The organism is Hydrogenophaga flava NBRC 102514 (genome assembly GCF_001571145.1).
Taxonomy (GTDB): Bacteria; Pseudomonadota; Gammaproteobacteria; order Burkholderiales; family Burkholderiaceae_C; genus Hydrogenophaga; species Hydrogenophaga flava.
Genome location: NZ_BCTF01000019.1, coordinates 1 through 20,701, shown reverse-complemented (window position 1 = coordinate 20,701; position 20,701 = coordinate 1). Strand labels below are relative to the sequence as shown.

Annotated in this window: 27 protein-coding genes; 17 read left to right on the top strand and 10 right to left on the bottom strand. The window is 69.6% G+C overall.

Annotated features, from left to right (window positions below; genetic code table 11):
• Positions 1-37 precede the first annotated feature (37 nt).
• The 5 genes from phnF (at position 38) to HFL01S_RS16550 (ending at position 4,493) form a co-directional block, all read left to right on the top strand.
• The gene (gene phnF / locus HFL01S_RS16570; protein ID WP_066260652.1) at positions 38-796 is read left to right on the top strand and encodes a phosphonate metabolism transcriptional regulator PhnF; all 759 of its coding nucleotides are present in this window, start codon (positions 38-40) and stop codon (positions 794-796) included.
• Positions 786-1,499, top strand: a complete 714-nt coding sequence (locus HFL01S_RS16565) for a DUF1045 domain-containing protein (RefSeq protein ID WP_066260650.1) — start codon at positions 786-788, stop codon at positions 1,497-1,499. The genes phnF and HFL01S_RS16565 overlap by 11 nt, the downstream gene beginning before the upstream one ends.
• Positions 1,496-2,065 (top strand): phosphonate metabolism protein/1,5-bisphosphokinase (PRPP-forming) PhnN, encoded by a 570-nt coding sequence (phnN, locus tag HFL01S_RS16560; RefSeq protein ID WP_066260649.1) that lies wholly within the window; start codon positions 1,496-1,498, stop codon positions 2,063-2,065. The genes HFL01S_RS16565 and phnN overlap by 4 nt, the downstream gene beginning before the upstream one ends.
• Positions 2,062-2,844 carry an endonuclease/exonuclease/phosphatase family protein gene (locus HFL01S_RS16555; protein ID WP_066260648.1) on the top strand — a complete coding sequence of 261 codons (783 nt, stop codon included), beginning with the start codon at positions 2,062-2,064 and terminating at the stop codon, positions 2,842-2,844. Before phnN ends, HFL01S_RS16555 begins: the two co-directional genes overlap by 4 nt.
• Before the next feature lie 83 nt (positions 2,845-2,927).
• Positions 2,928-4,493, top strand: a complete 1,566-nt coding sequence (locus tag HFL01S_RS16550) for a methyl-accepting chemotaxis protein (RefSeq protein WP_084383407.1) — start codon at positions 2,928-2,930, stop codon at positions 4,491-4,493.
• Between the two features lie 22 nt (positions 4,494-4,515).
• On the opposite strand, the gene HFL01S_RS16545 is transcribed toward HFL01S_RS16550, so the two are convergent.
• Entirely contained in the window at positions 4,516-5,181 is a 666-nt protein-coding gene (locus HFL01S_RS16545; RefSeq protein ID WP_066260646.1) for a nitroreductase family protein, read from the bottom strand.
• 129 nt (positions 5,182-5,310) lie between these two features.
• A complete protein-coding gene (locus HFL01S_RS16540; protein ID WP_066260774.1) occupies positions 5,311-5,547 on the bottom strand; it encodes an ATP-binding protein in 237 nt (78 codons plus the stop codon).
• Positions 5,548-5,566: 19 nt separating this feature from the next.
• On the opposite strand from HFL01S_RS16540, the gene HFL01S_RS16535 reads away from it, so the two are divergent.
• Together HFL01S_RS16535 and HFL01S_RS16530 are read left to right on the top strand one after the other, a co-directional pair.
• Positions 5,567-6,034, top strand: coding sequence for a CoA-binding protein (locus HFL01S_RS16535; protein WP_066260645.1), 468 nt, complete (start codon positions 5,567-5,569; stop codon positions 6,032-6,034).
• A 4-nt stretch (positions 6,035-6,038) separates the two neighbouring features.
• Positions 6,039-7,322 (top strand): O-acetylhomoserine aminocarboxypropyltransferase/cysteine synthase family protein, encoded by a 1,284-nt coding sequence (locus HFL01S_RS16530; RefSeq protein WP_066260643.1) that lies wholly within the window; start codon positions 6,039-6,041, stop codon positions 7,320-7,322.
• Positions 7,323-7,392: 70 nt separating this feature from the next.
• Here the strand turns inward: HFL01S_RS16530 and rbp are convergent, their stop codons facing one another.
• Both rbp and HFL01S_RS16520 read right to left on the bottom strand, forming a co-directional pair.
• The gene (gene rbp, locus HFL01S_RS16525) at positions 7,393-7,689 is read right to left on the bottom strand and encodes an RNA-binding regulator (protein ID WP_066260642.1); all 297 of its coding nucleotides are present in this window, start codon (positions 7,687-7,689) and stop codon (positions 7,393-7,395) included.
• A gap of 259 nt (positions 7,690-7,948) precedes the next feature.
• Entirely contained in the window at positions 7,949-8,665 is a 717-nt protein-coding gene (locus tag HFL01S_RS16520; RefSeq protein WP_066260641.1) for an NUDIX hydrolase, read from the bottom strand.
• 113 nt (positions 8,666-8,778) lie between these two features.
• On the opposite strand from HFL01S_RS16520, the gene HFL01S_RS16515 reads away from it, so the two are divergent.
• From HFL01S_RS16515 to HFL01S_RS16485, 7 genes are all read left to right on the top strand, one after another.
• Positions 8,779-9,642 (top strand): cysteine hydrolase family protein, encoded by an 864-nt coding sequence (locus tag HFL01S_RS16515; protein ID WP_066260639.1) that lies wholly within the window; start codon positions 8,779-8,781, stop codon positions 9,640-9,642.
• 13 nt (positions 9,643-9,655) lie between these two features.
• Positions 9,656-10,852, top strand: coding sequence for a nicotinate phosphoribosyltransferase (pncB, locus tag HFL01S_RS16510; RefSeq protein WP_066260637.1), 1,197 nt, complete (start codon positions 9,656-9,658; stop codon positions 10,850-10,852).
• Positions 10,849-12,549, top strand: a complete 1,701-nt coding sequence (locus HFL01S_RS16505; protein ID WP_066260635.1) for an NAD+ synthase — start codon at positions 10,849-10,851, stop codon at positions 12,547-12,549. Before pncB ends, HFL01S_RS16505 begins: the two co-directional genes overlap by 4 nt.
• Before the next feature lie 5 nt (positions 12,550-12,554).
• Positions 12,555-13,622 carry a bifunctional nicotinamide-nucleotide adenylyltransferase/Nudix hydroxylase gene (locus HFL01S_RS16500; RefSeq protein ID WP_066260634.1) on the top strand — a complete coding sequence of 356 codons (1,068 nt, stop codon included), beginning with the start codon at positions 12,555-12,557 and terminating at the stop codon, positions 13,620-13,622.
• Positions 13,623-13,734: 112 nt separating this feature from the next.
• Entirely contained in the window at positions 13,735-13,935 is a 201-nt protein-coding gene (locus HFL01S_RS16495; RefSeq protein ID WP_066260632.1) for a hypothetical protein, read from the top strand.
• A gap of 13 nt (positions 13,936-13,948) precedes the next feature.
• A complete protein-coding gene (locus HFL01S_RS16490; protein WP_066260631.1) occupies positions 13,949-14,872 on the top strand; it encodes an MbnB/TglH/ChrH family RiPP precursor modification enzyme in 924 nt (307 codons plus the stop codon).
• A 23-nt stretch (positions 14,873-14,895) separates the two neighbouring features.
• Positions 14,896-15,447, top strand: a complete 552-nt coding sequence (locus HFL01S_RS16485; RefSeq protein WP_066260630.1) for a hypothetical protein — start codon at positions 14,896-14,898, stop codon at positions 15,445-15,447.
• 15 nt (positions 15,448-15,462) lie between these two features.
• On the opposite strand, the gene HFL01S_RS16480 is transcribed toward HFL01S_RS16485, so the two are convergent.
• The 6 genes from HFL01S_RS16480 to HFL01S_RS16455 all read right to left on the bottom strand — a co-directional run bounded on the left by HFL01S_RS16480 (position 15,463) and on the right by HFL01S_RS16455 (position 19,590).
• Entirely contained in the window at positions 15,463-16,215 is a 753-nt protein-coding gene (locus HFL01S_RS16480) for an amino acid ABC transporter ATP-binding protein (RefSeq protein WP_066260628.1), read from the bottom strand.
• Positions 16,202-16,852 carry an amino acid ABC transporter permease gene (locus HFL01S_RS16475; protein WP_066260773.1) on the bottom strand — a complete coding sequence of 217 codons (651 nt, stop codon included), beginning with the start codon at positions 16,850-16,852 and terminating at the stop codon, positions 16,202-16,204. The genes HFL01S_RS16480 and HFL01S_RS16475 overlap by 14 nt, the downstream gene beginning before the upstream one ends.
• Entirely contained in the window at positions 16,845-17,522 is a 678-nt protein-coding gene (locus HFL01S_RS16470; protein WP_066260627.1) for an amino acid ABC transporter permease, read from the bottom strand. The genes HFL01S_RS16475 and HFL01S_RS16470 overlap by 8 nt, the downstream gene beginning before the upstream one ends.
• Before the next feature lie 31 nt (positions 17,523-17,553).
• On the bottom strand, positions 17,554-18,348 hold the full coding sequence (locus HFL01S_RS16465) for a transporter substrate-binding domain-containing protein (RefSeq protein WP_066260626.1): 795 nt from the start codon (positions 18,346-18,348) through the stop codon (positions 17,554-17,556).
• The gene (locus HFL01S_RS16460) at positions 18,345-19,070 is read right to left on the bottom strand and encodes a GntR family transcriptional regulator (protein WP_066260625.1); all 726 of its coding nucleotides are present in this window, start codon (positions 19,068-19,070) and stop codon (positions 18,345-18,347) included. Before HFL01S_RS16460 ends, HFL01S_RS16465 begins: the two co-directional genes overlap by 4 nt.
• Before the next feature lie 175 nt (positions 19,071-19,245).
• The gene (locus HFL01S_RS16455; RefSeq protein WP_245644837.1) at positions 19,246-19,590 is read right to left on the bottom strand and encodes a thioredoxin family protein; all 345 of its coding nucleotides are present in this window, start codon (positions 19,588-19,590) and stop codon (positions 19,246-19,248) included.
• Positions 19,591-19,679: 89 nt separating this feature from the next.
• On the opposite strand from HFL01S_RS16455, the gene HFL01S_RS16450 reads away from it, so the two are divergent.
• From HFL01S_RS16450 to HFL01S_RS16440, 3 genes are read left to right on the top strand one after another with little or no spacing between them, the layout of a single operon-like run.
• Positions 19,680-20,099: a PACE efflux transporter gene (locus HFL01S_RS16450; protein WP_066260622.1), complete on the top strand. Its 420-nt coding sequence runs from the start codon at positions 19,680-19,682 to the stop codon at positions 20,097-20,099.
• A gap of 9 nt (positions 20,100-20,108) precedes the next feature.
• Positions 20,109-20,348, top strand: coding sequence for a hypothetical protein (locus tag HFL01S_RS16445; protein WP_066260621.1), 240 nt, complete (start codon positions 20,109-20,111; stop codon positions 20,346-20,348).
• Between the two features lie 10 nt (positions 20,349-20,358).
• Positions 20,359-20,649: an acylphosphatase gene (locus tag HFL01S_RS16440; protein WP_066260620.1), complete on the top strand. Its 291-nt coding sequence runs from the start codon at positions 20,359-20,361 to the stop codon at positions 20,647-20,649.
• Positions 20,650-20,701: the final 52 nt, after the last annotated feature.

Here is a 20,701-nt window from a genome sequence, read left to right as displayed (position 1 = left end):
GTCGGCCACCAGCTTAGGTTTCACCTGTGTCCCTTTCATGACAAGAACCGCACCCTCTTCCGCCCTGCTCCTGCCCGACCCCGGACACAGCTTCTGGGCCCGCATCGCGCACGAACTGGCCGACGCCATCGGCAGCGGCATCTATGCCCCGGGCGAACGCCTGCCCTCGGAGCATTCGCTGGCCGAGCAGTTCGGCGTCAACCGCCACACCATCCGCCGCTCGCTGGCCAGCCTGGGCCAGATCGGCCTGGTGCGCTCCACCCAGGGCAGCGGCACCTACGTCGAGGACTTCGCGGTCGACCTGGTGCTGGGCCGCCGCACGCGGCGCCGCCAGAGCCTGGCGCAGGCCGGTCTGCCCGGTGGCATGCAGGTGCTCGCCTCGCGCAGCCTGCGCGCCAGCGCGGACGTTGCGAAGGCGCTCGAGATCCGCAGCGGCAGCACGGTGCTGCACCTGCAGGTGATCGGCGACGGCGGGGGCCAGCCGCTGCACGTCAGCGACCGCTACTTTCCCTGCCCGCGCTTCGCGGGACTGGACGATCTGGTGCGGCAGAGCGGGTCGATCACCCAGGCCTTTGCCGAACGCGGTGTGGCCGACTACACACGGCGCCAGAGCCGCATTTCGGCGCGACTGCCCGAACCCGATGTGGCCGCGCACCTCAAGCAACCCGCGGCGCGGCCTGCCCTGTATGTCAGCAGCGTCAACGTCGACCCCGAGGGCGTGCCGATCGAATACGCCTGCACCTGGTTCGCGGGCGACCGCGTCACCCTCACCGTGGACCACGACCATGTCGCATGACGTTCTCGCGCCGCACCGCGTCGCCATCTACGCCGCACCCGCACCGGGCACCGACTGGTGGGAGCGCGGCAGCGAGTGGCTGGGGCGCTGCGCGTCCCGCCGCTGCGGCCTGCCGATGCCGGAGATCGGCCGGGTCGACGCCGCCGTGCAGACCGCCCTGACCGCCGACCCGCGCCGCTACGGCTGGCACGCCACGCTCAAGGCGCCGTTCCGGCTGTCGCCGCAATCGAACCTCTGGGCCCTGCGCGACGCGGTGGCCGCGATCTGCCGCGAGCACCGCGCGTTCGAGCTGGGCGATCTGCAGGTGACCCGCCTGGGATCGTTCCTGGCGCTGCGGCCGGAGAACGCCCCGGCAGCGCTGGGTGCGCTGGCCGACGACTGCGTGCGCCGGCTGCAGCCGCTGGCCGCGCCCCTGAGCGAGGCCGAGCTGGCGCGCCGCCGCCGCGCGCCGCTCACCCCCGAGGAGGACGCGCTCATGCTGGCCTGGGGCTACCCGTGGGTGTTCGACCGGTTCCGCTTCCACTTCTCGCTCACAGGCTCGCTGGCCGGCGTGCCGGACGATGTGGTGGGCCGGTTGTGGGTGGCCGCCTCGCGGCAGTTCGGCGCCCTGCCACCGATGCGGCTGGACCGCCTCTCGATCTTCATCGAACCGAGCCCGGGCGCTGACTTCGTGCTGCTCGAACAGCTGGAGCTGCGCGCATGACGCAACGTCTCATCTACGTGATCGGCCCCTCGGGCGCTGGCAGGGACAGCGTGTTGCACCGCCTGCGCGAGGCCTGGATCGGCATGCCCCCTGCGCACTGGGCGCGCCGCACCATCACGCGGGCGGCGCAGGCCGGTGGCGAGACCAACGAGTGTGTGGACCGGCCGGCGTTCGAACGCCTGCAGCAGGCGGGGGCCTTCGCGATGCACTGGCAGGCCAACGGCCACGCCTACGGCATCCGCCGCCCGGAACTGGCGCCCCTGGCGAGCGGGCACTGCGTGTTCGTCAACGGCTCCCGCGGCCACCTGCCGCAGTTGCTGGGGCACTGGCCCGAGGCCACGGTGGTGCAGATCACCGCACCGGCCGATGTGCTGCTGCAGCGCCTGCGGGCCCGCAACCGCGAGAGCGTGCAGGCGATCTCGGACCGGCTGGCGCGGGGCATCGAGGTCGAGCTGCCGGCCAGCGCGATCCGCATCGTCAACGACGGCCCCCTCACCGAGGCCGTCGACATGCTGTTCGCGGCGCTGCGGGTGCGCTTCGGTGATCGCGCCGCCTGCGCGCGATGAGGCTGGTCTCGCTCAACACCTGGAAGGCCGAAGGCGACTACCCGCGGCGGGTCCACGCCATGGTGGGCGGGCTGGCGGCGCTGTCGGCCGACGCGATCGCCCTGCAGGAGGACCTGCGCAGCGCGGACGGACTCACCCACACCGCCCTGGCGCTGGCGCGCGCGCTGCGCATGCACCTGTCCTGGGTGCCCGCGCGGCCCAAGCTGCGCACGGTGGGCCTGCGCCGCACGCCCACGACCTCGGGCCTGGCCGTGCTCAGCCGCCAGCCCCTGCTGGAGCAGCGGGTGCTGGTGCTGCCGCAGGATGCGCGGGACGGCGAGCGCCTGGCGCAATGCGTGCGTCTGCCGGGCCCGGCGGGCGACTGGTGGCTGGTCAACCTGCACCTCACGCACCTGAGCGATCGTGCCGACCTGCGCCGCGAGCAACTCGCCGCCGCGCTGGCGGCGATGGACGGCGCCGATCCGGCGCGGCCGGTGGTGCTGTGCGGAGACCTCAACGCCGGCCCCGAGGACGAAGAACTCGCCGGCTTCCTGCGGGAGGGCCGCCTGATCGATGCCTTTGCCGGACGGACCAAGGCGACCCATGTGGATGCGGCGGGCCATGCCAGGAACCTGGACCACATCCTGCTGCGCCGTCCGGCCGGCGGCCGCACGCTGGCTGCAGAGCCTGTGGGGGTGGTGCTCGACCGCCCGGACGCCCGGGGTGTGCGGCCCAGCGACCACAGCGGCGTCTGCGCAGACCTTTGCTTCCCCGAGAGCGGGTCGCCGCTGGCGGCATAGTTCTTCAGAAGTATTCAGCGCGGCCCATGCCGCGCCGAAGAACTCCGCATCAGGCCGCGGTGTGCGCGCGCCAGGAGTTCAGCATGGGGAGTGTGTCCAGGTTCCGGATCGGTGTGCGGCTGGCGGCCGGTTTCGGGTTGATGTTGTTGCTCATCGCGGGGCTGGTGGCCTCGTCGCTGCTGTCGCTGAGACAGATCGGGCAGGAAAACCGCCAGCTGATCGAACACGAAATGGTGAAGGTGACGGCGGTGTCGGTGATCGACACGGCCACGCGGGCGAATGGCCTGAACACGGCCGAACTGCTGCTGATGGAGCCCTCGCAGTTGCCCGTGGTGCAGGCGCGCATCGACGCCAACCGCAAGGCCATCGACGAGGCCCTGCTCACGCTGGACCGGCTGGTGGTGCGGCCCGAAGGCAAGGCCGCGCTGGCCGAGCTGCGCACGTCCCGCGCGGCCTATGTGGCTTCGTTCGTCCAGGTGGGTCCGCTGGTGAAGGCCGGCCGCATCGATGAAGCCCGGCAGCTGCTGCGCAGCGAGACCCTGCCGGCGCTGGCGCGGCTGCAGCAACCCATCGACACCCTGCGCGCGCTGCAGGACGAGCTGGCACAGGAGCGCGGCGAGGCCGTGGGCGGCGCCATCGACGGTGCCCAGCTGCTGCAGCTGGGTCTGGGGGCAGCCGCGCTGGTGCTGGGCCTGGTGGCCTCGGCGGTGCTGGCGCGCAGCATCGTGCGGCCGCTGCGCGAAGGCGTGGCGGTGGCCGGGCGCATCGCGGCCGGTGACCTCACGAAAGATGTCCAGGTGCAGGGCCGCGACGAAGTGGCCGAGCTGCTGCAATCGCTGGCCGTCATGCAGGACGGGCTGCGCAGCCTGGTGGGCCAGGTGCACCGCGGGGTGGACCATGTGGGCTCGGCCTCGGCGCAGATCGCCAGCGCCAACAAGGACCTGAGCGCCCGCACCGAAGCACAGGCCAGCGCGCTGGAACAGTCGGCCGCGTCGATGGAGCAGCTCAGCAGCGCCATCGCCCTCAACGCCGACAGCGCGCAGGCGGCCCGCACGCTGGCCACCGACGCTTCGCGAGCGGCCGAGGCCGGCGGCGAAACGGTGACGGCGGTGGTGCGCACCATGCGCAGCATCGACGAGGCCTCTCGGCGCATCGCCGAGATCATTGGCGTGATCGACGGCATCGCCTTCCAGACCAACATCCTCGCGCTCAACGCGGCGGTGGAGGCGGCGCGGGCCGGCGAACAGGGGCGCGGCTTTGCCGTGGTGGCTTCGGAGGTGCGGGCGCTGGCCGGCCGCTCGGCCGATGCGGCGCGGCAGATCAAGCAGCTGATCGAGGCCAGCGTGGACCAGGTCGGTACGGGCGCCGCGCTGGCCGACCAGGCCGGCACCGCGATGACCGGGGTGGTGGCGTCCATCCGCCGGGTGAACCAGCTGGTGGTGGACATTGCCGCCGCCATGCAGGAACAGAGCACCGGCGTGAGCCAGATGGGCGAAGCCATCACCCAGCTGGACCAGGCCACGCAGCAGAACGCGGCCCTGGTGGAAGAGACTGCCGCCGCCTCACAGAGCCTGGACGACCAGGCGCGGGATCTGGTGGCCTCGGTGGCGGCGTTCCAGATTCACCGCGGGGCGCTGCAGGCCGCCTGAGGCCCGCAGCCGCCCGGGGGGGTCACTTCACTTCGGTGACGAACTGCTCCAGCGGGCGGCGCACCTTCTTCAGGTTCACCAGCCAGTCGCCTTCTTCGGCGCGGTAGCCCAGCGGCACGATGGCCACGCTGCGCAGGCCGCGCTCGCGCAGCTTCAGGATCTCGTCCAGCTTGGCGGGGTCGAAGCCTTCCATCGGCGTGGCGTCCACTTCTTCAAACGCGGCGGCGATCAGCGCGGCGCCCAGGCCGATGTAGGCCTGGCGGGCGGCGTGCTCGAAGTTCACCTGCGCGTCGCGCTGCGGGTAGGTCTTCAGCAGCATCTGGCGGTAGTTTTCCCAGCCCTCGTTGGTGAAGCCGCGCTCGGTGTTCACCAGGTCGAACATGTGGTTGATGCGCTCGGCGGTGTAGGTGTCCCAGGCGGCGAACACCAGCAGGTGCGAACCGTCGGTGATCTGCGCCTGGTTCCAGGCGATGGGCTGGATCTGCTCGCGCACGGACTTGCTGGTGACCACGAAGATCTCGAAGGGCTGCAGGCCGCTGGAGGTGGGCGCCAGGCGCGCGGCCTCGATGATGCGGTCCACCTTGTCCTGCGGCACTGCGCGGGACGGGTCCATCTTCTTGGTGGCGTAGCGCCATTGCAGTTTGTCCAGCAGGACGGGGGCGTGGGTGGGTTGCGACAGGTCGCTCATGAAACGGGTGCTCCGGGGAGGTGGGGCGCCCGCCGGATGCAGGCGCATGACGAAATCATGCCGCGGTGCAGCAAACCGCGCAGCGTGTCGCCGGGAGGACGTGCCGTGTTCCGCCCATGTGGCGCGCCCTCAGCGTCCGGACGGCAAATCGGCTATACGCAGCATCGAGATCGCATCGAACGGGCAGCGCACCGCGCACTTCGCGCAGCCGGTGCAGCCGACCTCGTCGTGCAGCGTGCTCTTCTTCTGCCAGCCTGGCACCACCGCCAGCGACAGCACATGCGGCGGGCACACCGCCACGCACCAGCCGCAGCCGGTGCAGCGCGTCGGGTCGATGACAGGCAGTGCCTTGCGTTCGCTGGCCATGGCGGTATTGTGTCGGTCCATGCAAGACGACATCCCCACCCTGCGCCGCATCCTTGCGCGCGACCGCACCATCGCCGTGGTCGGCCTCTCGGCCGAATGGCACCGCCCCAGCTATTTCGCCGCCAAGTACATGCAGGAGCGCGGCTACCGCATCGTGCCGGTGAACCCGCGCTACCCCGAGATCCTGGGCGAGAAGAGTTATGCGCGGCTGGAAGACATTCCGTTCCCGGTCGACATGGTCGACGTGTTCCGCAAGGTCGAGGAGATTCCGGCGATTGCGAAGAGCGCGGTCGCCATCGGCGCGAAAACGCTGTGGCAGCAGCTGGGCCTGATGAGCGAAGAGGCCGACCGCATCGCCACCGAGGGCGGGCTCGACTCCGTGTGGGACCGCTGCGTGAAGATCGAACACGCGCGCCTCTTCGGCGGCCTGAACTGGGCCGGCGTGAACACCAAGGTGATTTCGTCGCAACGTCCGAAGCAGGGCTGACCCCATGGCCGACCGCAACTTCCAGCCCGAGACGCTCGCCATCCACGCCGGCCAGATCCCAGACGCGGCCACCGGCGCGCGCGCCCTGCCGATCTACCAGACCACCAGCTTCGTGTTCGACAGCGCCGACCATGCGGCCAGCCTGTTCAACCTGCAGACCTTCGGCAACGTCTACTCGCGCCTGTCCAATCCCACGGTCGCGGCGCTGGAAGAGCGCGTGGCCGCGCTCGAAGGCGGGCGCGCCGCCGTAGCCACCGCCAGCGGCATGGCGGCCGAGGCGCTGGCGCTGACCACGCTGCTGCAGGCCGGCGACCATGTGGTCGCCGCCGGCGCGCTCTACGGCGGCAGTGTCACCATGCTGGCCGTCAACCTCAAGAAGTTCGGCATCGAGACCAGCTTCGTCGACGCCACCGACCCCGAGGCCTTCGCCGCCGCCATCCGCCCCAACACCCGCGCCCTGTTCGCCGAGACCCTGGGCAACCCCAGCATGGTGGTGCTCGACATTCCCGCCATCGCCGACGTGGCGCACGCGCACGGCCTGCCGCTGGTGGTGGACAACACCGTGCCCAGCCCCTTCCTCTGCAACCCGATCCAATTCGGCGCCGACATCGTGGTGCACAGCGCCACCAAGTACCTCGCCGGCCACGGCAGCACGCTGGGCGGCGTGGTGGTCGAGAGCGGCAGCTTCCCCTGGGACAACGGCAAGTTCCCCGGCATGACCGAGCCCTCGCCGGGCTACCACGGCGTGAAGTTCTACGAGACCTTCGGCAACTTCGGGTTCACCATGCGCTGCCGCATGGAAGGCCTGCGCGTGTTCGGCGCGTCGCTGGCGCCCACCAGCGCCTGGCAGATCCTGCAGGGCGTCGAGACCCTGCCGCTGCGCATGGAGCGCCACTGCGCCAACGCGCTGGCCGTCGCGCAGTACCTGCAGGCTGACCCGCGCGTGGGCTGGGTCAACTACCCCGGCTTGCCCGACCACCCGCAGCACGAGCTGATGAAGCGGCAGATGCGCGGCGCTTCGGGCCTGCTGGCGTTCGGGGTGAAGGGTGGATTGCAGCAGGGCGTGAAGTTCATCGAGAGCGCGCAGTTCATGAGCCACCTGGTCAACATCGGCGACACGCGCACCCTCATCAGCCACCCCGCCAGCACCACCCACCGCCAGCTCGACGAGGCGCAGCAACTCGCGGCCGGCGTGCCGCCGGACATGGTGCGCATCTCGGTCGGCCTGGAGCACATCGACGACATCCTCTGGGACATCGACCAGGCGCTGGACCGGGCCACGGCCTGACGCCGTCCTGCGCGCAGGCGAAAAAAAAACCGGCCCAGAGGGCCGGCTTCTTCGCGAGGAGCGGGAGGGCTCAGTAGCCGCCGCGGCCGCCGCGGTCGCCGTAGCCACCACCGGTCGACTCTTTCGGGCGCGAAATGTTGACCACGATGTTGCGGCCTCCGACGGACAGGCCGTTCAGGCCCTTGATCGCGGCTTCGGCCTGGTCGGCCGAGCCCATTTCCACGAAGCCGAAGCCCTTGGAGCGACCGCTGTCGCGGTCCATCATGATCTTGGCGGATGCCACATCGCCGAACTCGGCGAAGTTGTTGCGCAACGAATGTTCGTCGGCGGAGTAGGGCAGGTTGCCCACGTACAGTTTGGTGCTCATGGCGAGCCTTTCAGAGAGATGGCGCCGTGGTCGGGACACAGCCCGGTGGCGCAGAGAGAAGCGGCTTCAAAGGATGCCGCGAGGACAGATGCCGCCAGAGCCGCAAGGCCGCAGGGCACGGAGACGGGCTGTGCGGCACAGGGGCCACCAGCCTTGAGGCTTCGGTTGGCGCATGCCAGCGAACCCCGCTCACCACCGCATCATATTCCTTGAATAGATAAAAAGCCAGACTTTTATTTTTCCTGGTTTTAAAGGCGACTCATTCTGCGGCCTTGAAGGTGCGCGGAAACAGGGTGGCCTGTTCGCGGTCCCGCAGCCGGTAGCCCGCCGCCGGCCGCCCATGCTCGCGGGCCAGGGTCCCGGTTTCGACCAGGAAGTCCGCATCGAGCATGCGCTTGCGGAAGGCGCTCTTGTCCAGCGGACGGCCCAGCACCACTTCGTAGATGCGCTGCAGTTGCGGCAGGGTGAAGGGCTCGGGCAGCAGGAAGGCCGGCAGCGAGGTGTATTCCACCTTGCCGCGCAGGCGCTCGACCGCAGCGTCCAGCAGGCTGTGGTGGTCGAAGGCCAGGCGCCGGCGCAGCGCCTGGTCGCAGGCCACCCACTCGGTGACGGCGCCGCTGCCGGTGGAGATCGCGGGCTGTGCGATCAGCGCGAAGTAGGCGTGCGTGGCCGACCAGCCGCGCGGATCGCGCCGGGCGTCGCCCCAGCTGCCCAGCTGCTCCAGATAGGGCGCCACCACGCCGGTCTTCTCGCGCAGCTTGCGTTCGGCGCAGGCCTGCAGCGAGGCGTCCTGGTGCACATTGACGAAACCGCCGGGCAGCGCCCAGCGCCCGGGGAAGGGCTCGCCATCGCCCTCGGGCCGTCGCACCAGCAGCACGCACAGCTGCTCGTCGACGACGGTGAAGATGACCACATCGACCGTCACCAGGGGCCGTTCGAAGTTCAGGTTGCTGGAAACCGCTCTCGAAGAGGACATGGCTTGACACTCCGGAATTAAGTTGTACTATACAACCCATATAAGTTGTACAGTGCAACTTATGCGGTGGATGAAGGAGCCGCCTTCACCTACCATCGACCCAGGAGGACACCATGAGCAGCCGCACCACCCTGTTGATCATCGACCCGCAGAACGACTTCTGTGACCTGCCCGAGGGCTGGCGCGCCCTGGACCCGCTGCGCCAGGCCACCACGGCGCCCGCGCTGCCGGTCAGCGGTGCTCATGCCGACATGCTGCGCCTGGCCGCGCTGATCGACGCCGGGGGTGACGGCATTGATCGCATCGTGGTCACGCTCGATTCGCACCAGCGCTACGACATCGCCCACCCCACCTTCTGGCAGACCGGCGAAGGTGCGGCCGTGAATCCGTTCACCGCCATCACCGCGGCCCAGGTCCGCGCAGGCGAATACCGGCCGCGCGACGCGAGCGCCCTGCTCCGCACGCTGGCCTACCTCGACGCGCTGGAGCAGGCCGGCCGCTACACGCTGATGGTCTGGCCCGTGCACTGCGAGATCGGCAGCTGGGGTCACAACGTGCACCCCGCCGTCCGGGCCGCCTACAACCGCTGGGAAGACCGGCGACTGGCCGTGGTGCAGAAGGTCGGCAAGGGCAGCAACCCCTGGACCGAGCACTACAGCGCCCTGCAGGCCGAGGTGCCCGACGCGGCCGATGCCGACACGCAGCTCAACACCGCGCTGATCGCCCGCCTCGACGAGGCCGAGCGCATCGTGATCGCGGGCGAGGCCAGCAGCCACTGCGTCAAGTCCTCCGTCGAACACCTGGCGCAGCACCTGCCCTCGCGCCGGCTCGACAAGCTGGTGCTGCTGACCGACGCGATGAGCCCGGTCACCGGCTTCGAGGCGCAAGCAGCCGCTTTCCTTTCGGATCTGCAGCGCCAGGGCGCGCGCCTGGCCACCTGCGCCGAGGTCCTTCCCCTTCTGCAGGCCGATGCCTGAACCCGGAGCCACCATGGAACCCGTCATCACCAGCCTGCTGGACACCGACCTCTACAAGTTCACGATGTGGCAGACCATGCTGCACCGGCATCCGCAGACGCAGGCAGAGTACCGCTTCGTCTGCCGCAACCAGCCCGCCTACCCGCTGACCGAGTTGCTGGACGAGGTCAACGCCGAGCTGGATGCGCTGTGCGCGCTCTCGTTCAGCGAGGACGAGCTGCGCTACCTCGGCGGTCTGCGCTACATCAAGAGCGACTTCGTCGACTTCCTGCGCATCTTCCGTTTCCAGCGCGGCTTCATCGAGGCCTACGCCGAGGGCGATCAGCTGCGCATCGTGGCCAAGGGGCCGCAGGTGCATGTCATGGCCTTCGAGATCTTCGTGCTGGCCATCGTCAACGAGCTGTACTTCCGCCGCTTCGACCGCGCCGCGGCCGAGGCCGAAGGGCGCCGCCGGCTGGACGCCAAGATCGCTGCCATCGAGGCCTTCGTGCAGCAACCGCCCTTGCGCCACCCCTTCGAGCTGTTCGACTTCGGTGTGCGCCGCCGCTTCTCGCGGCCCTGGCAGCGGGAGGTGGTGCAGGCCTTCAGCGCGCGCCTGCCCCAGGTGTTCAAAGGCACCTCCAACGTGCGGCTGGCCGCCGACCTGGGCCTGGTGCCCATCGGAACCATGGCGCACGAGTACCTGCAGACCTACCAGGCGCTGGGCGTGCGCCTGCGCGATTCGCAGAAGGCCGCGCTGGAAGACTGGGTGCAGGAGTACCGCGGCGACCTGGGCATCGCGCTGACCGACGTGGTCGGCATGGACGCCTTCCTCGCCGACTTCGACCTTTACTTCGCCAAGCTGTTCGACGGTCTGCGCCACGATTCGGGCGATCCGCTGGTCTGGGCGGAGAAGGCGCTGGCGCACTACGCAAAGCTGCGCATCGACCCGCACACCAAGCGTCTGGTGTTCTCCGACGGCCTGACCGTGGACAAGGCCATCGCTCTCTACCGCGCGCTGGGCGACCGCACGCAGCTGGGCTTCGGCATCGGCACCCACCTGTCCAATGACGTTGGCCTGCAGACGCTCAACATCGTCATGAAGCTCACCAGCGCCAATGGCCAGCCGGTGGCCAAGCTGTCCGACTCGCCGGGCAAGACCCTGTGCGACGACGCCACCTTCCTGGCCTACCTGCGCCAGGTGTTCAACGTGCCCGCGGAGGCCTCATGATCACCATCACCCTGGCCCAGCTCAACGTCACCGTGGGCGACATGGACGGCAACGTGAGCAAGATGGTCGCGACCGCGCAGCGCGCGCGCGACGACGGCGCCGAGCTGGTCGTCTTCTCCGAACTCTCCCTCACCGGCTACTACCCCGGCGACCTGCTGGACGAGCCGCACTTCATGGCCCGCGTGGACGCCGGCTTCGAAGCGCTGCTGCAAGCGTCGCGCCAGATGCCCGCGCTGCACTGGGTGGTGGGCCTGCCGGTGGCGCACGGCGGCCCGGGCAAGCCGCTGAGCAACGTGCTGCGCGTGGTCCGTGCGGGCGAGGTGCTGCTCGAATACGCCAAGCAGCTGCTGCCCACCTACAACATCTTCAATGAGCGGCGCCACTTCGAGCCCGGCCCCGACGTGGCCAAGGTGCTGCGCATTGGCACCGCGCAGGTCGGCTTCCTGATCTGCGAGGACGGCTGGAACGACGACGGCAGCGGTTACGCGGTGAACCCGTTCGAGCGCCTGCGCGACGCCGCGCCCGACCTGGTGGTCTCCATCAACGCCAGCCCGTCCCACATCGGCAAGCGCGAACAGCGCCACCAGATCTTCGGCGCCGCCAGCCGCCGCCACGGCCTGCCCATCCTCTACGTCAACCAGGTCGGCGGCCACGACCAGCTGGTCTACGACGGCGCCTCCTTCGCGGTGGAGCCCAAGGCCGGTGTGGTGTTCGAGGCGCGGCGCTTTGTGGAGGACGTGCAAACGCTGCGTTTCGAGGCCAGCGGCTTCCGCGACGCGCGGGGTGGCGCCCTGCCCGCCGTCCCCGCCGAAGGCCTGTCCACGATGGTCTTCTACCGCCAGCAGATCGTGCTCGGCCTGCGCGACTACGCGCGCCGCTGCGGCTTCACGCAGGCGGTGGTCGGCTCGTCCGGCGGCATCGACTCGGCCATCACCCTCGCGCTCGCCGCCGAAGCCTTCGGCCCCGACGGTGTGACGGCGATCACCATGCCCTCGGTGTATTCGTCGGCGGGCTCGGTGGACGACTCGCAGACGCTGTGCGACGCGCTGGGTGTGCGCCTGCACCGCCACCCCATCGTCGAGCTGGTGCAGGGCTACAGCGCGGGCTTCGAAGCCGCCTTCGGTGCGCCGCTGCAGGGCCTGGCGCTGGAGAACCTGCAGGCCCGCATCCGCGGCACCATCCTCATGGAGTACTCCAACACCTGGAGCCACCTGCTGCTGACCACCGGCAACAAGTCGGAGATGTCGGTCGGCTACTGCACGCTCTACGGCGACACCAACGGCGGCCTGGGCCTCATCGGCGACCTCTACAAGACCGAGGTGTTCGCGCTCGCGCGCCACCTGAACGACGCCGCCGGGCGCGACATCATTCCGCAGGCCATCATCGAGAAGCCGCCCTCGGCCGAACTCGCGCCCGACCAGAAGGACACCGACAGCCTGCCGCCCTACGAGGTGCTGGACGAAGTCCTCAAGCACCTGATCGAAGGCCACGGCCTGGCGCGCGAGGAGCGCGTCGAGGTCGAGACTTTCGTGGCCCGCCTGCTGCAGCAGCCCGAGGGCGCCGCGCTGGTGGACCGTGTGCGCCGCATGGTCGCGCGCAGCGAGTACAAGCGCCGCCAGGCCCCGCCCGTCATCCGTGTGCGCGCCCGTGCCTTCGGCTCCGGCCGCCAGATGCCCATCGCCGCCCAACACTTCTGAGCACCATGAACGCCACTACCCCGACCTTCGCCGCCGCCGTCTGCATCGGCCGTTTCCAGGGCCTGCACCTGGGCCAGCTCGCCGTGATCCGCCGTGCCCTCGCGCTCGCACCGCGCGTGGTGGTCGTCATCGGTTCCGCCTTCCAGGCGCGCAGCCCCAAGAACCCCTTCACCTGGGCCGAGCGCGTCGAGATGATCCGCCTGGCGCTGGGCGCCGACGAGGCGGCGCGCGTGGGCTTTCTGCCAGTGCGCGACCACTACGACGGCCAGCGCTGGGTGCAGGCGGTGCGCGAAGGCGTGCTGGCGCAGCTGGGCACTCTGCCGCCCGGGCAGACCGTGCTGGTGGGCCACCACAAGGACGCCACCAGCACTTACCTCGACGACTTTCCCGGCTGGCTGCTGGACGACGTGGGCTCGCAGGGCGCGCTGCATTCGAGCGCGGTGCGCGACGCGCTGTTCGGCGCCGCCGGCCATCCGCTGGAGCCTGCGCTCGCGGCCCTGGTCAGCCAGGTGCCGCCCTCGACCATCCACTTCCTGCGCGCCTGGGCCCAGCTGCCCCGCTACCGCGAACTGGCGGACGAGTGGGCCAGCCTGCGCGCCGAGAAGGCCTTGTGGGCCAGCGCGCCCTATCCGCCGGTGTTCGTCACGGTCGATGCGCTGATCCAGTGCGCCGACCGCGTGCTGCTGATCGTGCGCGGCCGCGCGCCCGGCCAGGGCCTGTTCGCGCTGCCCGGCGGTTTTCTGGAGCCGCGCGAGACGGTCTACCAGTCGGCCCTGCGCGAGCTGCACGAAGAGACCGGCCTGCACTTGCTGCCGGCCGACATCGCGCACGCGCTCAGGGGCGTGCGTGTGTTCGACCACCCCGACCGCAGCGCGCGCGGCCGCGTCATCACCCACGCCCACCACTTCGACCTGGGTCACCGCCCGCTGCCCGAGGTGCAGGGCAGCGACGACGCGCGTTCGGCGCAGTGGGTGCCCATCGCCGACCTGGCGGCGATGGAAGACCGCTTCCACGACGACCACTTCCACATCCTCGACAGCTTTCTCGGACTGACCGCGTCTCCATCCGTTTGATGAAACACCCGCGCCGCGCTCATTCAGGCGAGGGATGACCCTGCCGGGGTCGACTCCTAGCATGGCCCTGCCGTTCCATGTCGGGCGGCACAACCCCACGCAGGAGAGACACATGGCCACCATCAAGAAGACGCCGCAGGTGCGCGAAGTCCGGCTCGCGCTGTCCAACGACATGCCCTTCGACAAGATCGTCGACGTGCTCAAGCAGACCCTCACCATCCCGGAGCTGCCGGGCCTCAAGGGCTGCCGGCCCTGCCTCTCGGGGCTGGACCGCTTCGTGATCGAAGACATCGTCAACGGTCGCATCCGCTGAGCCGGAGACCGCCATGCTGCCGCTGCCCAAGCTCGGCGTGGGACTGGCCTTTCAGACCCCCCTGCGGGGTCTGATCGAACGGCCGGCCGGGGCCTTCGACATGGTCGAGGTGGTGCCCGACATCCTGTGGACCGACCTCGGTCCCGGGCACGAACCGCGCTACCTCGACGACACCGAGCACGTCGCCTGGCTCGATGGCATCGCGCGCGGCATGCCGGTCATCCCCCACGGCATCGGCCTGTCCATCGGCAGCGCCGCCCACTTCGACCCGCAGCACCTGCAGCAGCTGCGCCGCTGGCACCAGCGCCTGCGCTTTCCCTGGCACAGCGACCACCTCGCGTTTCACGTGGCCGATCACCGCGGCGAGGCCGTGAATGTCGGCATCACGCTGCCGCTGCCGCGCGATCTGGCCACCATCGACCTCATCCGCCCGCGCGTGCGGCAGGTGCAGGCGGCGGTGCCGGTGCCCTTCCTGCTGGAGAACAACGTCTGGTACTTCGACATCCCCGAGGCGGAGATGGACGAGGCGGACTTCCTCAACACCTTGTGCGAGCGCTGCGGCTGCGGCCTGCTGCTGGACCTGCACAACGTGCACACCAACGCGGTCAACCACGGCTTTGACGCGCGCGCCTTCGTCGACGCGCTGGACCTGAACAACGTGGGCGAGATCCACGTGGCCGGCGGCATGATGCTCGACGGCGTCTACCTCGACGCCCACAGCGACGCGGTGCCCGACGCCGTGTGGGCGCTGCTGGAATACACCCTGCCCCGCTGCCCCAACGTCGGCGCGGTGGTGTTCGAGCTGTTCGGCTCGTGGTTCGACGTGGTGGGCGAGGCCCGGGTGCGCGCCGACCTGCGCCGCATGAAGCGGCTCTGGCAGTCGTGCCAGCCGCAGCCTGCGGTCACCTGCGAACTGGACTTCAAGGTGGCGGCATGAGCTTGGCAACATTCCAGTCAGTGATGGCCCGACTGGTCATCGACCCGGCGTGGCGCGCGTCGGTTCTGGCGCAAGGGTTTCCGGAGGACGCGGACCTGAGCGCGCTGGAGCGGCGCCGGCTCAACGCCATCGCCGCCAGCACCGGGCTGGACACCAACCAGACCCTGCACAAAGGATTCCGCCTGGGCAAGATCAAGGCCCTGCTGCCGCTGACCACCACCCTGCTCAAGGGCGAGGCGCTGCAGGCCGCGCTGTCCGACTTCTGGGCACAGCACCCGCCCAGGACCTTCTACTTCCTGCCCGAGGCCATCGAGTTCTGCGACTTCCTGCTGGCCCGGGCCTCGCACGACCCCTACCTGCACGAGGTGGCGGCGTTCGAGCGCGCCCACCTGGAGCTGCAGCGTGCGCGCACCGACGAGCCCGCGCCGCAGGCCGTGCGCTTCGTGCACCACCCCTCGCAGCTGCTTGGCCCGCTGGCCCAGGGCCGTCGGCCGGTGTCGGTGGAACGCCGACCCTGCACCGCAGTGGGCGTGCGCGATGCGCAGGGCCAGGCGCAGTGGACCCTGCAGGAGTGAACGGCTGCGCGCCGCTCAGTGGATCGACGCCAGGAACTGCTGCAGCTCCGGCGTCTTGGGTGCCGCAAACAGCTCGTCGGGCGGGCCCCTCTCGTGCACGCGGCCCTGGTGCATGAAGATCACGCGGTCGCTGACCTTGCGCGCAAAGCCCATCTCGTGCGTCACCATCAGCAGCGTCATGCCCTCGTCGGCCAGCGACTCCACCACGCGCAGCACCTCGCCCACCAGCTCGGGGTCCAGCGCCGAGGTGATCTCGTCGCACAGCAGCACGCTCGGTTCCATGGCCAGCGCACGCGCAATCGCCACGCGCTGCTGCTGACCGCCCGAGAGCTGCTCGGGATACGCGTCGAACTTCTCGCCCAGGCCCACGCGCTGCAGCAGCTGGCGCGCCTGCTGCTCGCCCGCGTCTTTCGCCGTCTTCTTCACCAGGCCGGGCGCCAGCATCACGTTGCGGCCCACGCTCAGGTGCGGGAACAGGTTGAACTGCTGGAAGATCATGCCCACGCGCTGGCGTAACGCGCGCATGGCGGCGGCGTCCTCGTGCAGCAGCGGCTGGCCGTCCACCGTCAGCGCGCCCGACTGGAAGGTTTCCAGCCCGTTGATGCACCTCAGCAACGTGCTCTTGCCCGAGCCGCTCTTGCCGATGATGGCGATCACCTCGCCGGGCTTGACCTGCAGGTCGATGCCCTTGAGCACCTCGTTGGCGCCGTAGGACTTGCGCAGCGCCTGGATGTCGACGATGGGGGTGGCGGTGTCAGCGGACGGCATTCAATTTCCTTTCGAGGCGGCGCGCGGTCAGGCTCACGGGGAAGCAGAGCGCGAAATACATCAGGGCCACGCAGCTGTAGACCAGGAAGGGCTGGAAGGTGGCGTTGGTGATCATGGTGCCGGCCTTGGTCAGCTCGACAAAGCCGATGACGGACGCCAGCGCCGTGCCCTTGATGACCTGCACCAGGAAGCCGACGGTGGGCGCGATGGCGATGCGCGTGGCCTGCGGCAGCACCACGTAGCGCAGCTGCTCGGCGAAGCTCAGCGCCAGGCTCTGCGCCGCCTCCCACTGCCCCTTGGGCACCGAGGCCACGCAGCCGCGCCAGATCTCGCACAGGAAGGCGCTGGTGTAGAGCGTGAGCGCCAGCGCCGCCGAGACCCAGGCCGAGGTGTCCACCCCAAACAGCGCCAGGCCGAAGTAGGCCAGGAACAGCTGCATCAGCAGCGGCGTGCCCTGGAACAGCTGCACGTAGCCGGCGACGAAGGTCTGTGCGCCCGGCCAGCGCGCGGTGCGCGCCACCAGCAGCAGCATGCCCACCAGACCGCCGCCGACGAAGGCGACCAGCGAGAGCGCCACCGTCCAGCGCGCGGCCAGCAGCAGGTTGCGCAGGATGTCCCAGAGGGTGAAATCAACCACGGGCACCTCCCTGACCGAAGATGAAGCGCGGGCCGAGCCAGTTGAGGAAGGCGCGCACGCCGATCGCCAGCAACAGGTAGATGCCGGTGGCGACGATGAAGGCCTCGAAGGCGCGGAAGTTGCGGCTCTGGATCAGGTTGGCCGCGTAGCTCAGCTCCTCGGTGGCGATCTGGCCGCACACCGCCGAGCCCAGCATCACGATGATGATCTGGCTGGTCAGTGCCGGCCAGACCTTGCGCAGCGCGGGCGGCAGCACCACGTGGATGAAGGTCTGCGCCTTGTTCAGCGCCAGGCTGGCCGCGGCCTCGTACTGCCCCTTGGGCGTGGCCTCGATGCCGGCGCGCACGATCTCGGCCGCATACGCGCCGAGGTTGACCACCATCGCGATCACCGAGGCGATTTCGGGCGTGAGCTTCACGCCCGCCGCCGGCAGGCCGAAGAACACGAAGAACAGCTGCACGATGAAGGGCGTGTTGCGGATGATCTCCACATAGCTGCCCACCACCCAGCGCAGCCACAGCGGGCCATGGCTGCGCGCCCAGCCGCAGGCCACGCCGACGGCCACGCCCAGCAGGGCCGAGACCGCCGTCAGCCCCAGCGTCCAGGCCACGCCGGTGGCCAGCAGCGGCCATTGCTCCAGCACGGCCAGGAAGTCGAGTTCGATGCGCATGGCGCCCGTCCTTCGTGTGCGTCAGCGCGCGTTATTCCGGCAGCGTGCCGGCCGGGCGGCCCAGCCACTTCTTGGCCATCGCATCGATGTCGCCCGCCTTCTTCGCGGCGAGGATGACCTCGTTCACCTTGGTGCGCAGCGCGTCCTCGCCCTTGGCCACGCCGATGAAGTTCGGGCTGTCCTTGAGCAGCAGCTTGTATTCGGTGCCCAGCTGCGGGTTGCGCGCCATCATGTTGCCGGCCACCGAGGCGCCGGTCGCGATCACCTGCACCTGGCCCGAGACGAAGGCCGAGACGGTGGCGTTGTTGTCCTCGAAGCGCTTGATGTCGGCACCGGCCGGTGCGACCTTGGTCAGCTCCTGGTCTTCGATGGCGCCGCGCGTGACGCCCACCGACTTGCCCGCCAGGTCGGCGAACGAGGCCAGCGGCATGGACTTGGGCGCGAACACCGCCTGGAAGAACGGCGAGTAGGCGATGGTGAAGTCGATCACCTTCTCGCGCTCGGGGTTCTTGCCCAGCGTGGAGATGACCAGATCGGCCTTCTTGGTCTGCAGATACGGGATGCGGTTGGCGCTGGTCACCGGCACCAGCTCGACCTTCACGCCCAGCTTGGTGGCGATGTACTTGGCCATGTCCACGTCCAGGCCCTGGGGCTGCAGGTCGGTACCGACGAAGCCGTAGGGCGGGAAGTCGGTCGGGATGGCGATCTTGATCGCCTTGGCCTTCATCACGTCGTCCAGCGCGGTCTGCGCCTGCGCGCCGCCCGCGAGCGCGGCAATGGCGAGGCTGGCCGAGAGGACGAGCAGGTGGCGTTTGGTGGTCTTCATAGAACAGCTCCTAGGTAGGTGGGGGAGGAAGGGGAGTCGGGGTCGTTGCGCGGGCCTGAGACGGGCGCGAGCGCGGCGCGCAGGTTGGCCAGCGGGTCGGCCGCGGCCGTGTCCAGGCGCAGCGCCTGCTGCACATGGCCGATGTGCTGGGCCATCAGCGCCTCGGCGCGCGCGGTGTCGCCGGCTTCGAGCGCCTTGACGATGTCCACGTGCTCCTGGCACGAATGCGCCGCGTCGTGCGTGCTCTGGTAGAGCATGGCGATCAGCGTGGTGCGCGCGGTGAAGTCGCGCAGCGTGTCGGCCAGCAACTGGTTGCCCAGGCATTCGGCCAGGCACACATGGAAGTCCCCCAGCAGGTAGCTGCGCCGGCCCACGTCCGTGCCCTTGAGCGCCTGCTTCTCCTCGCGGATGTGGCGCTTGAGCTTGTCCAGCTTGGCCTTGTCCATCGGTGCGGCGCTGCGGATCAGACCGGTCTCGATCACGCGCCGCGCCTCGAAGGCCTCGCGCGCCTCAGTCTCCGACGGCTCCACCACGAACCAGCCGCGGCGCGAACTGACGGTGACGATGCCGCGCGCGGCCAGCTGCATCATGGCCTCGCGCACCAGGGTGCGGCTGCAGTCGAACAGCATGGACAGCGCCTGCTCGCCCAGGCGCGCGCCCGGCGCGAGCTTCTGCGCCAGGATGGCTTCAACAATGCGGTCGGCGATGTCGCTGGAGGTCATGGTGGGCAAGGGTGGTTGAAAACCATTGTTGCCAGAACCGTGCCAGCCTGTCTACAGGGCTTGTATGCAAGATTGGTGCATCAGATCGGTGCAAGACGGGGGTTTCCGACAGGCGGATGCCCCGATTCGGCACATCGGGCCGCCCGGTTCCGGTGCTTTGCTGCAAGAAGGGCGCTCAGGCGCGGTGGCGGGCGGCCAGGCGCTGCGCCAGCGCCACCGCCTCTGGCGCCACGCCCTGCGGGGCGGCATCGGAGGCGCCCAGACGGGCCAGCAGGTGGTCCAGAAACGCCGGCTGCGGCGGAATCGCACTGAGGAACAGGGCCTGGCCGCCGCGCGCGATCAGCATCGTGGGGAAGGTCTCGATGTCCAGCCCCACCTCGTCCATCAGGTCCGGCTCGTCCTCGATGTCCAGCCACTGCCAGCGGTGCTGCGGGTGGCGCGCGGCGGCCGCGTCCCAGTCGGGCCGCCAGGCCCGGCAGGCACTGCACCACTCGGCACACAGACAGACCACATCCAGCATCGCGCGCTCCAGCCCAGACATCACAATCGGGGGAGCATAGCCGCGCCCTGCCGGCTCCAGTAACCCCGTACCCCATACCCTCTGTCCCCATGCAAGGCGCCCGCCGCAAAGTCGTCTACGTCACGCTCTACGAACTGTTCGCCATCGCCATCAGCAGCACCGGTCTGGCCGCCGGTTCAGGCGCCAGCCTGGAGCGCGCCGGTGTGGTCGCGGTGGTCTCGGCGGTGATCGCCGTGGTGTGGAACCTGGTCTACAACACCCTGTTCGAGCGCTGGGAGTCGCGCCAGCGCGTGCGCGGCCGCAGCGTCGGGCGCCGTGTGGCGCACGCCGTCGGTTTCGAGCTGGGCTTCCTGGTGCTGCTGGTGCCGCTGTTCGCCTGGTGGCTTGGCATCAGCCTGGAGCACGCGCTGGTGCTGGAGATCGGGCTGGCGATGTTCTTCCTGCTCTACACCTTCGTTTTCAACTGGGCGTTCGACAGGGTGTTCGGGCTGCCGTTGTCGGCCCAGTGAGGCGATGCCTTGACCCGCTCCGCGACACCCCAACCCCGACCGCTCCTCGGCCTGTTCCTGCTGGCCTCGGGCGGCCTCGCGCTGTTCTTCGGCGCCTACTTCCTGCTCGGCGCTCTCAACGGCCTGAACAGCGGCGGCGCCGACGCGGAGTTCCGCGGCCTGTCGTCGATCTTCATCGTCGGCGGCTTCCTGCTCGCCCTGCCCGGTGCCATCGCGGCCTGGGCCGGCTGGCGTCTGCTGACGCGCTGACGGAGAACTCATGGACGCCATCACCATCGTTCGCCATCTGCGCATCACCGGCCGCGTGCAAGGCGTGGGCTACCGCTGGAGCATGGCGCAACAGGCCCAGGCACTGGGCATCACCGGCTGGGTGCGCAACCGGCGGGACGGGAGCGTGGAGGCGCTGGCTGGCGGGTCTGCGGAGGCGGTGCAGGCGCTGATCGACTGGGCGCGGCGTGGGCCGGACTTGGCGCGGGTGGATGGAGTGATCGTGAGCGAGTGGGATGACGGGGAATTGCCTGGAGGGTTTGAACAGCGGGAAACGGTGTAGGGGAACCGATCAGATCTCCCGCAGATCAGAACAGAGACTTGAGTTCCTCGTG

Bases quoted from the DNA above. Each gene is read 5' to 3' on its own strand.
- HFL01S_RS16545 (WP_066260646.1), bottom strand. From the start codon at position 5,181: ATGAGCGACCTGTCGCAACCCACCCACGCCCCCGTCCTGCTGGACAAA.
- HFL01S_RS16530 (WP_066260643.1), top strand. From the start codon at position 6,039: ATGGCCGACCGCAACTTCCAGCCCGAGACGCTCGCCATCCACGCCGGC.
- HFL01S_RS16515 (WP_066260639.1), top strand. From the start codon at position 8,779: ATGAGCAGCCGCACCACCCTGTTGATCATCGACCCGCAGAACGACTTC.
- HFL01S_RS16440 (WP_066260620.1), top strand. From the start codon at position 20,359: ATGGACGCCATCACCATCGTTCGCCATCTGCGCATCACCGGCCGCGTG.
- HFL01S_RS16455 (WP_245644837.1), bottom strand. From the start codon at position 19,590: ATGCTGGATGTGGTCTGTCTGTGTGCCGAGTGGTGCAGTGCCTGCCGG.
- HFL01S_RS16460 (WP_066260625.1), bottom strand. From the start codon at position 19,070: ATGACCTCCAGCGACATCGCCGACCGCATTGTTGAAGCCATCCTGGCG.
- HFL01S_RS16450 (WP_066260622.1), top strand. From the start codon at position 19,680: ATGCAAGGCGCCCGCCGCAAAGTCGTCTACGTCACGCTCTACGAACTG.
- HFL01S_RS16565 (WP_066260650.1), top strand. From the start codon at position 786: ATGTCGCATGACGTTCTCGCGCCGCACCGCGTCGCCATCTACGCCGCA.
- HFL01S_RS16550 (WP_084383407.1), top strand. From the start codon at position 2,928: ATGGGGAGTGTGTCCAGGTTCCGGATCGGTGTGCGGCTGGCGGCCGGT.
- HFL01S_RS16540 (WP_066260774.1), bottom strand. From the start codon at position 5,547: ATGGCCAGCGAACGCAAGGCACTGCCTGTCATCGACCCGACGCGCTGC.
- HFL01S_RS16520 (WP_066260641.1), bottom strand. From the start codon at position 8,665: ATGTCCTCTTCGAGAGCGGTTTCCAGCAACCTGAACTTCGAACGGCCC.
- pncB (WP_066260637.1), top strand. From the start codon at position 9,656: ATGGAACCCGTCATCACCAGCCTGCTGGACACCGACCTCTACAAGTTC.
- HFL01S_RS16495 (WP_066260632.1), top strand. From the start codon at position 13,735: ATGGCCACCATCAAGAAGACGCCGCAGGTGCGCGAAGTCCGGCTCGCG.
- HFL01S_RS16470 (WP_066260627.1), bottom strand. From the start codon at position 17,522: ATGCGCATCGAACTCGACTTCCTGGCCGTGCTGGAGCAATGGCCGCTG.
- HFL01S_RS16490 (WP_066260631.1), top strand. From the start codon at position 13,949: ATGCTGCCGCTGCCCAAGCTCGGCGTGGGACTGGCCTTTCAGACCCCC.
- rbp (WP_066260642.1), bottom strand. From the start codon at position 7,689: ATGAGCACCAAACTGTACGTGGGCAACCTGCCCTACTCCGCCGACGAA.
- phnF (WP_066260652.1), top strand. From the start codon at position 38: ATGACAAGAACCGCACCCTCTTCCGCCCTGCTCCTGCCCGACCCCGGA.
- HFL01S_RS16555 (WP_066260648.1), top strand. From the start codon at position 2,062: ATGAGGCTGGTCTCGCTCAACACCTGGAAGGCCGAAGGCGACTACCCG.
- phnN (WP_066260649.1), top strand. From the start codon at position 1,496: ATGACGCAACGTCTCATCTACGTGATCGGCCCCTCGGGCGCTGGCAGG.
- HFL01S_RS16480 (WP_066260628.1), bottom strand. From the start codon at position 16,215: ATGCCGTCCGCTGACACCGCCACCCCCATCGTCGACATCCAGGCGCTG.
- HFL01S_RS16535 (WP_066260645.1), top strand. From the start codon at position 5,567: ATGCAAGACGACATCCCCACCCTGCGCCGCATCCTTGCGCGCGACCGC.
- HFL01S_RS16485 (WP_066260630.1), top strand. From the start codon at position 14,896: ATGGCCCGACTGGTCATCGACCCGGCGTGGCGCGCGTCGGTTCTGGCG.
- HFL01S_RS16465 (WP_066260626.1), bottom strand. From the start codon at position 18,348: ATGAAGACCACCAAACGCCACCTGCTCGTCCTCTCGGCCAGCCTCGCC.
- HFL01S_RS16500 (WP_066260634.1), top strand. From the start codon at position 12,555: ATGAACGCCACTACCCCGACCTTCGCCGCCGCCGTCTGCATCGGCCGT.
- HFL01S_RS16505 (WP_066260635.1), top strand. From the start codon at position 10,849: ATGATCACCATCACCCTGGCCCAGCTCAACGTCACCGTGGGCGACATG.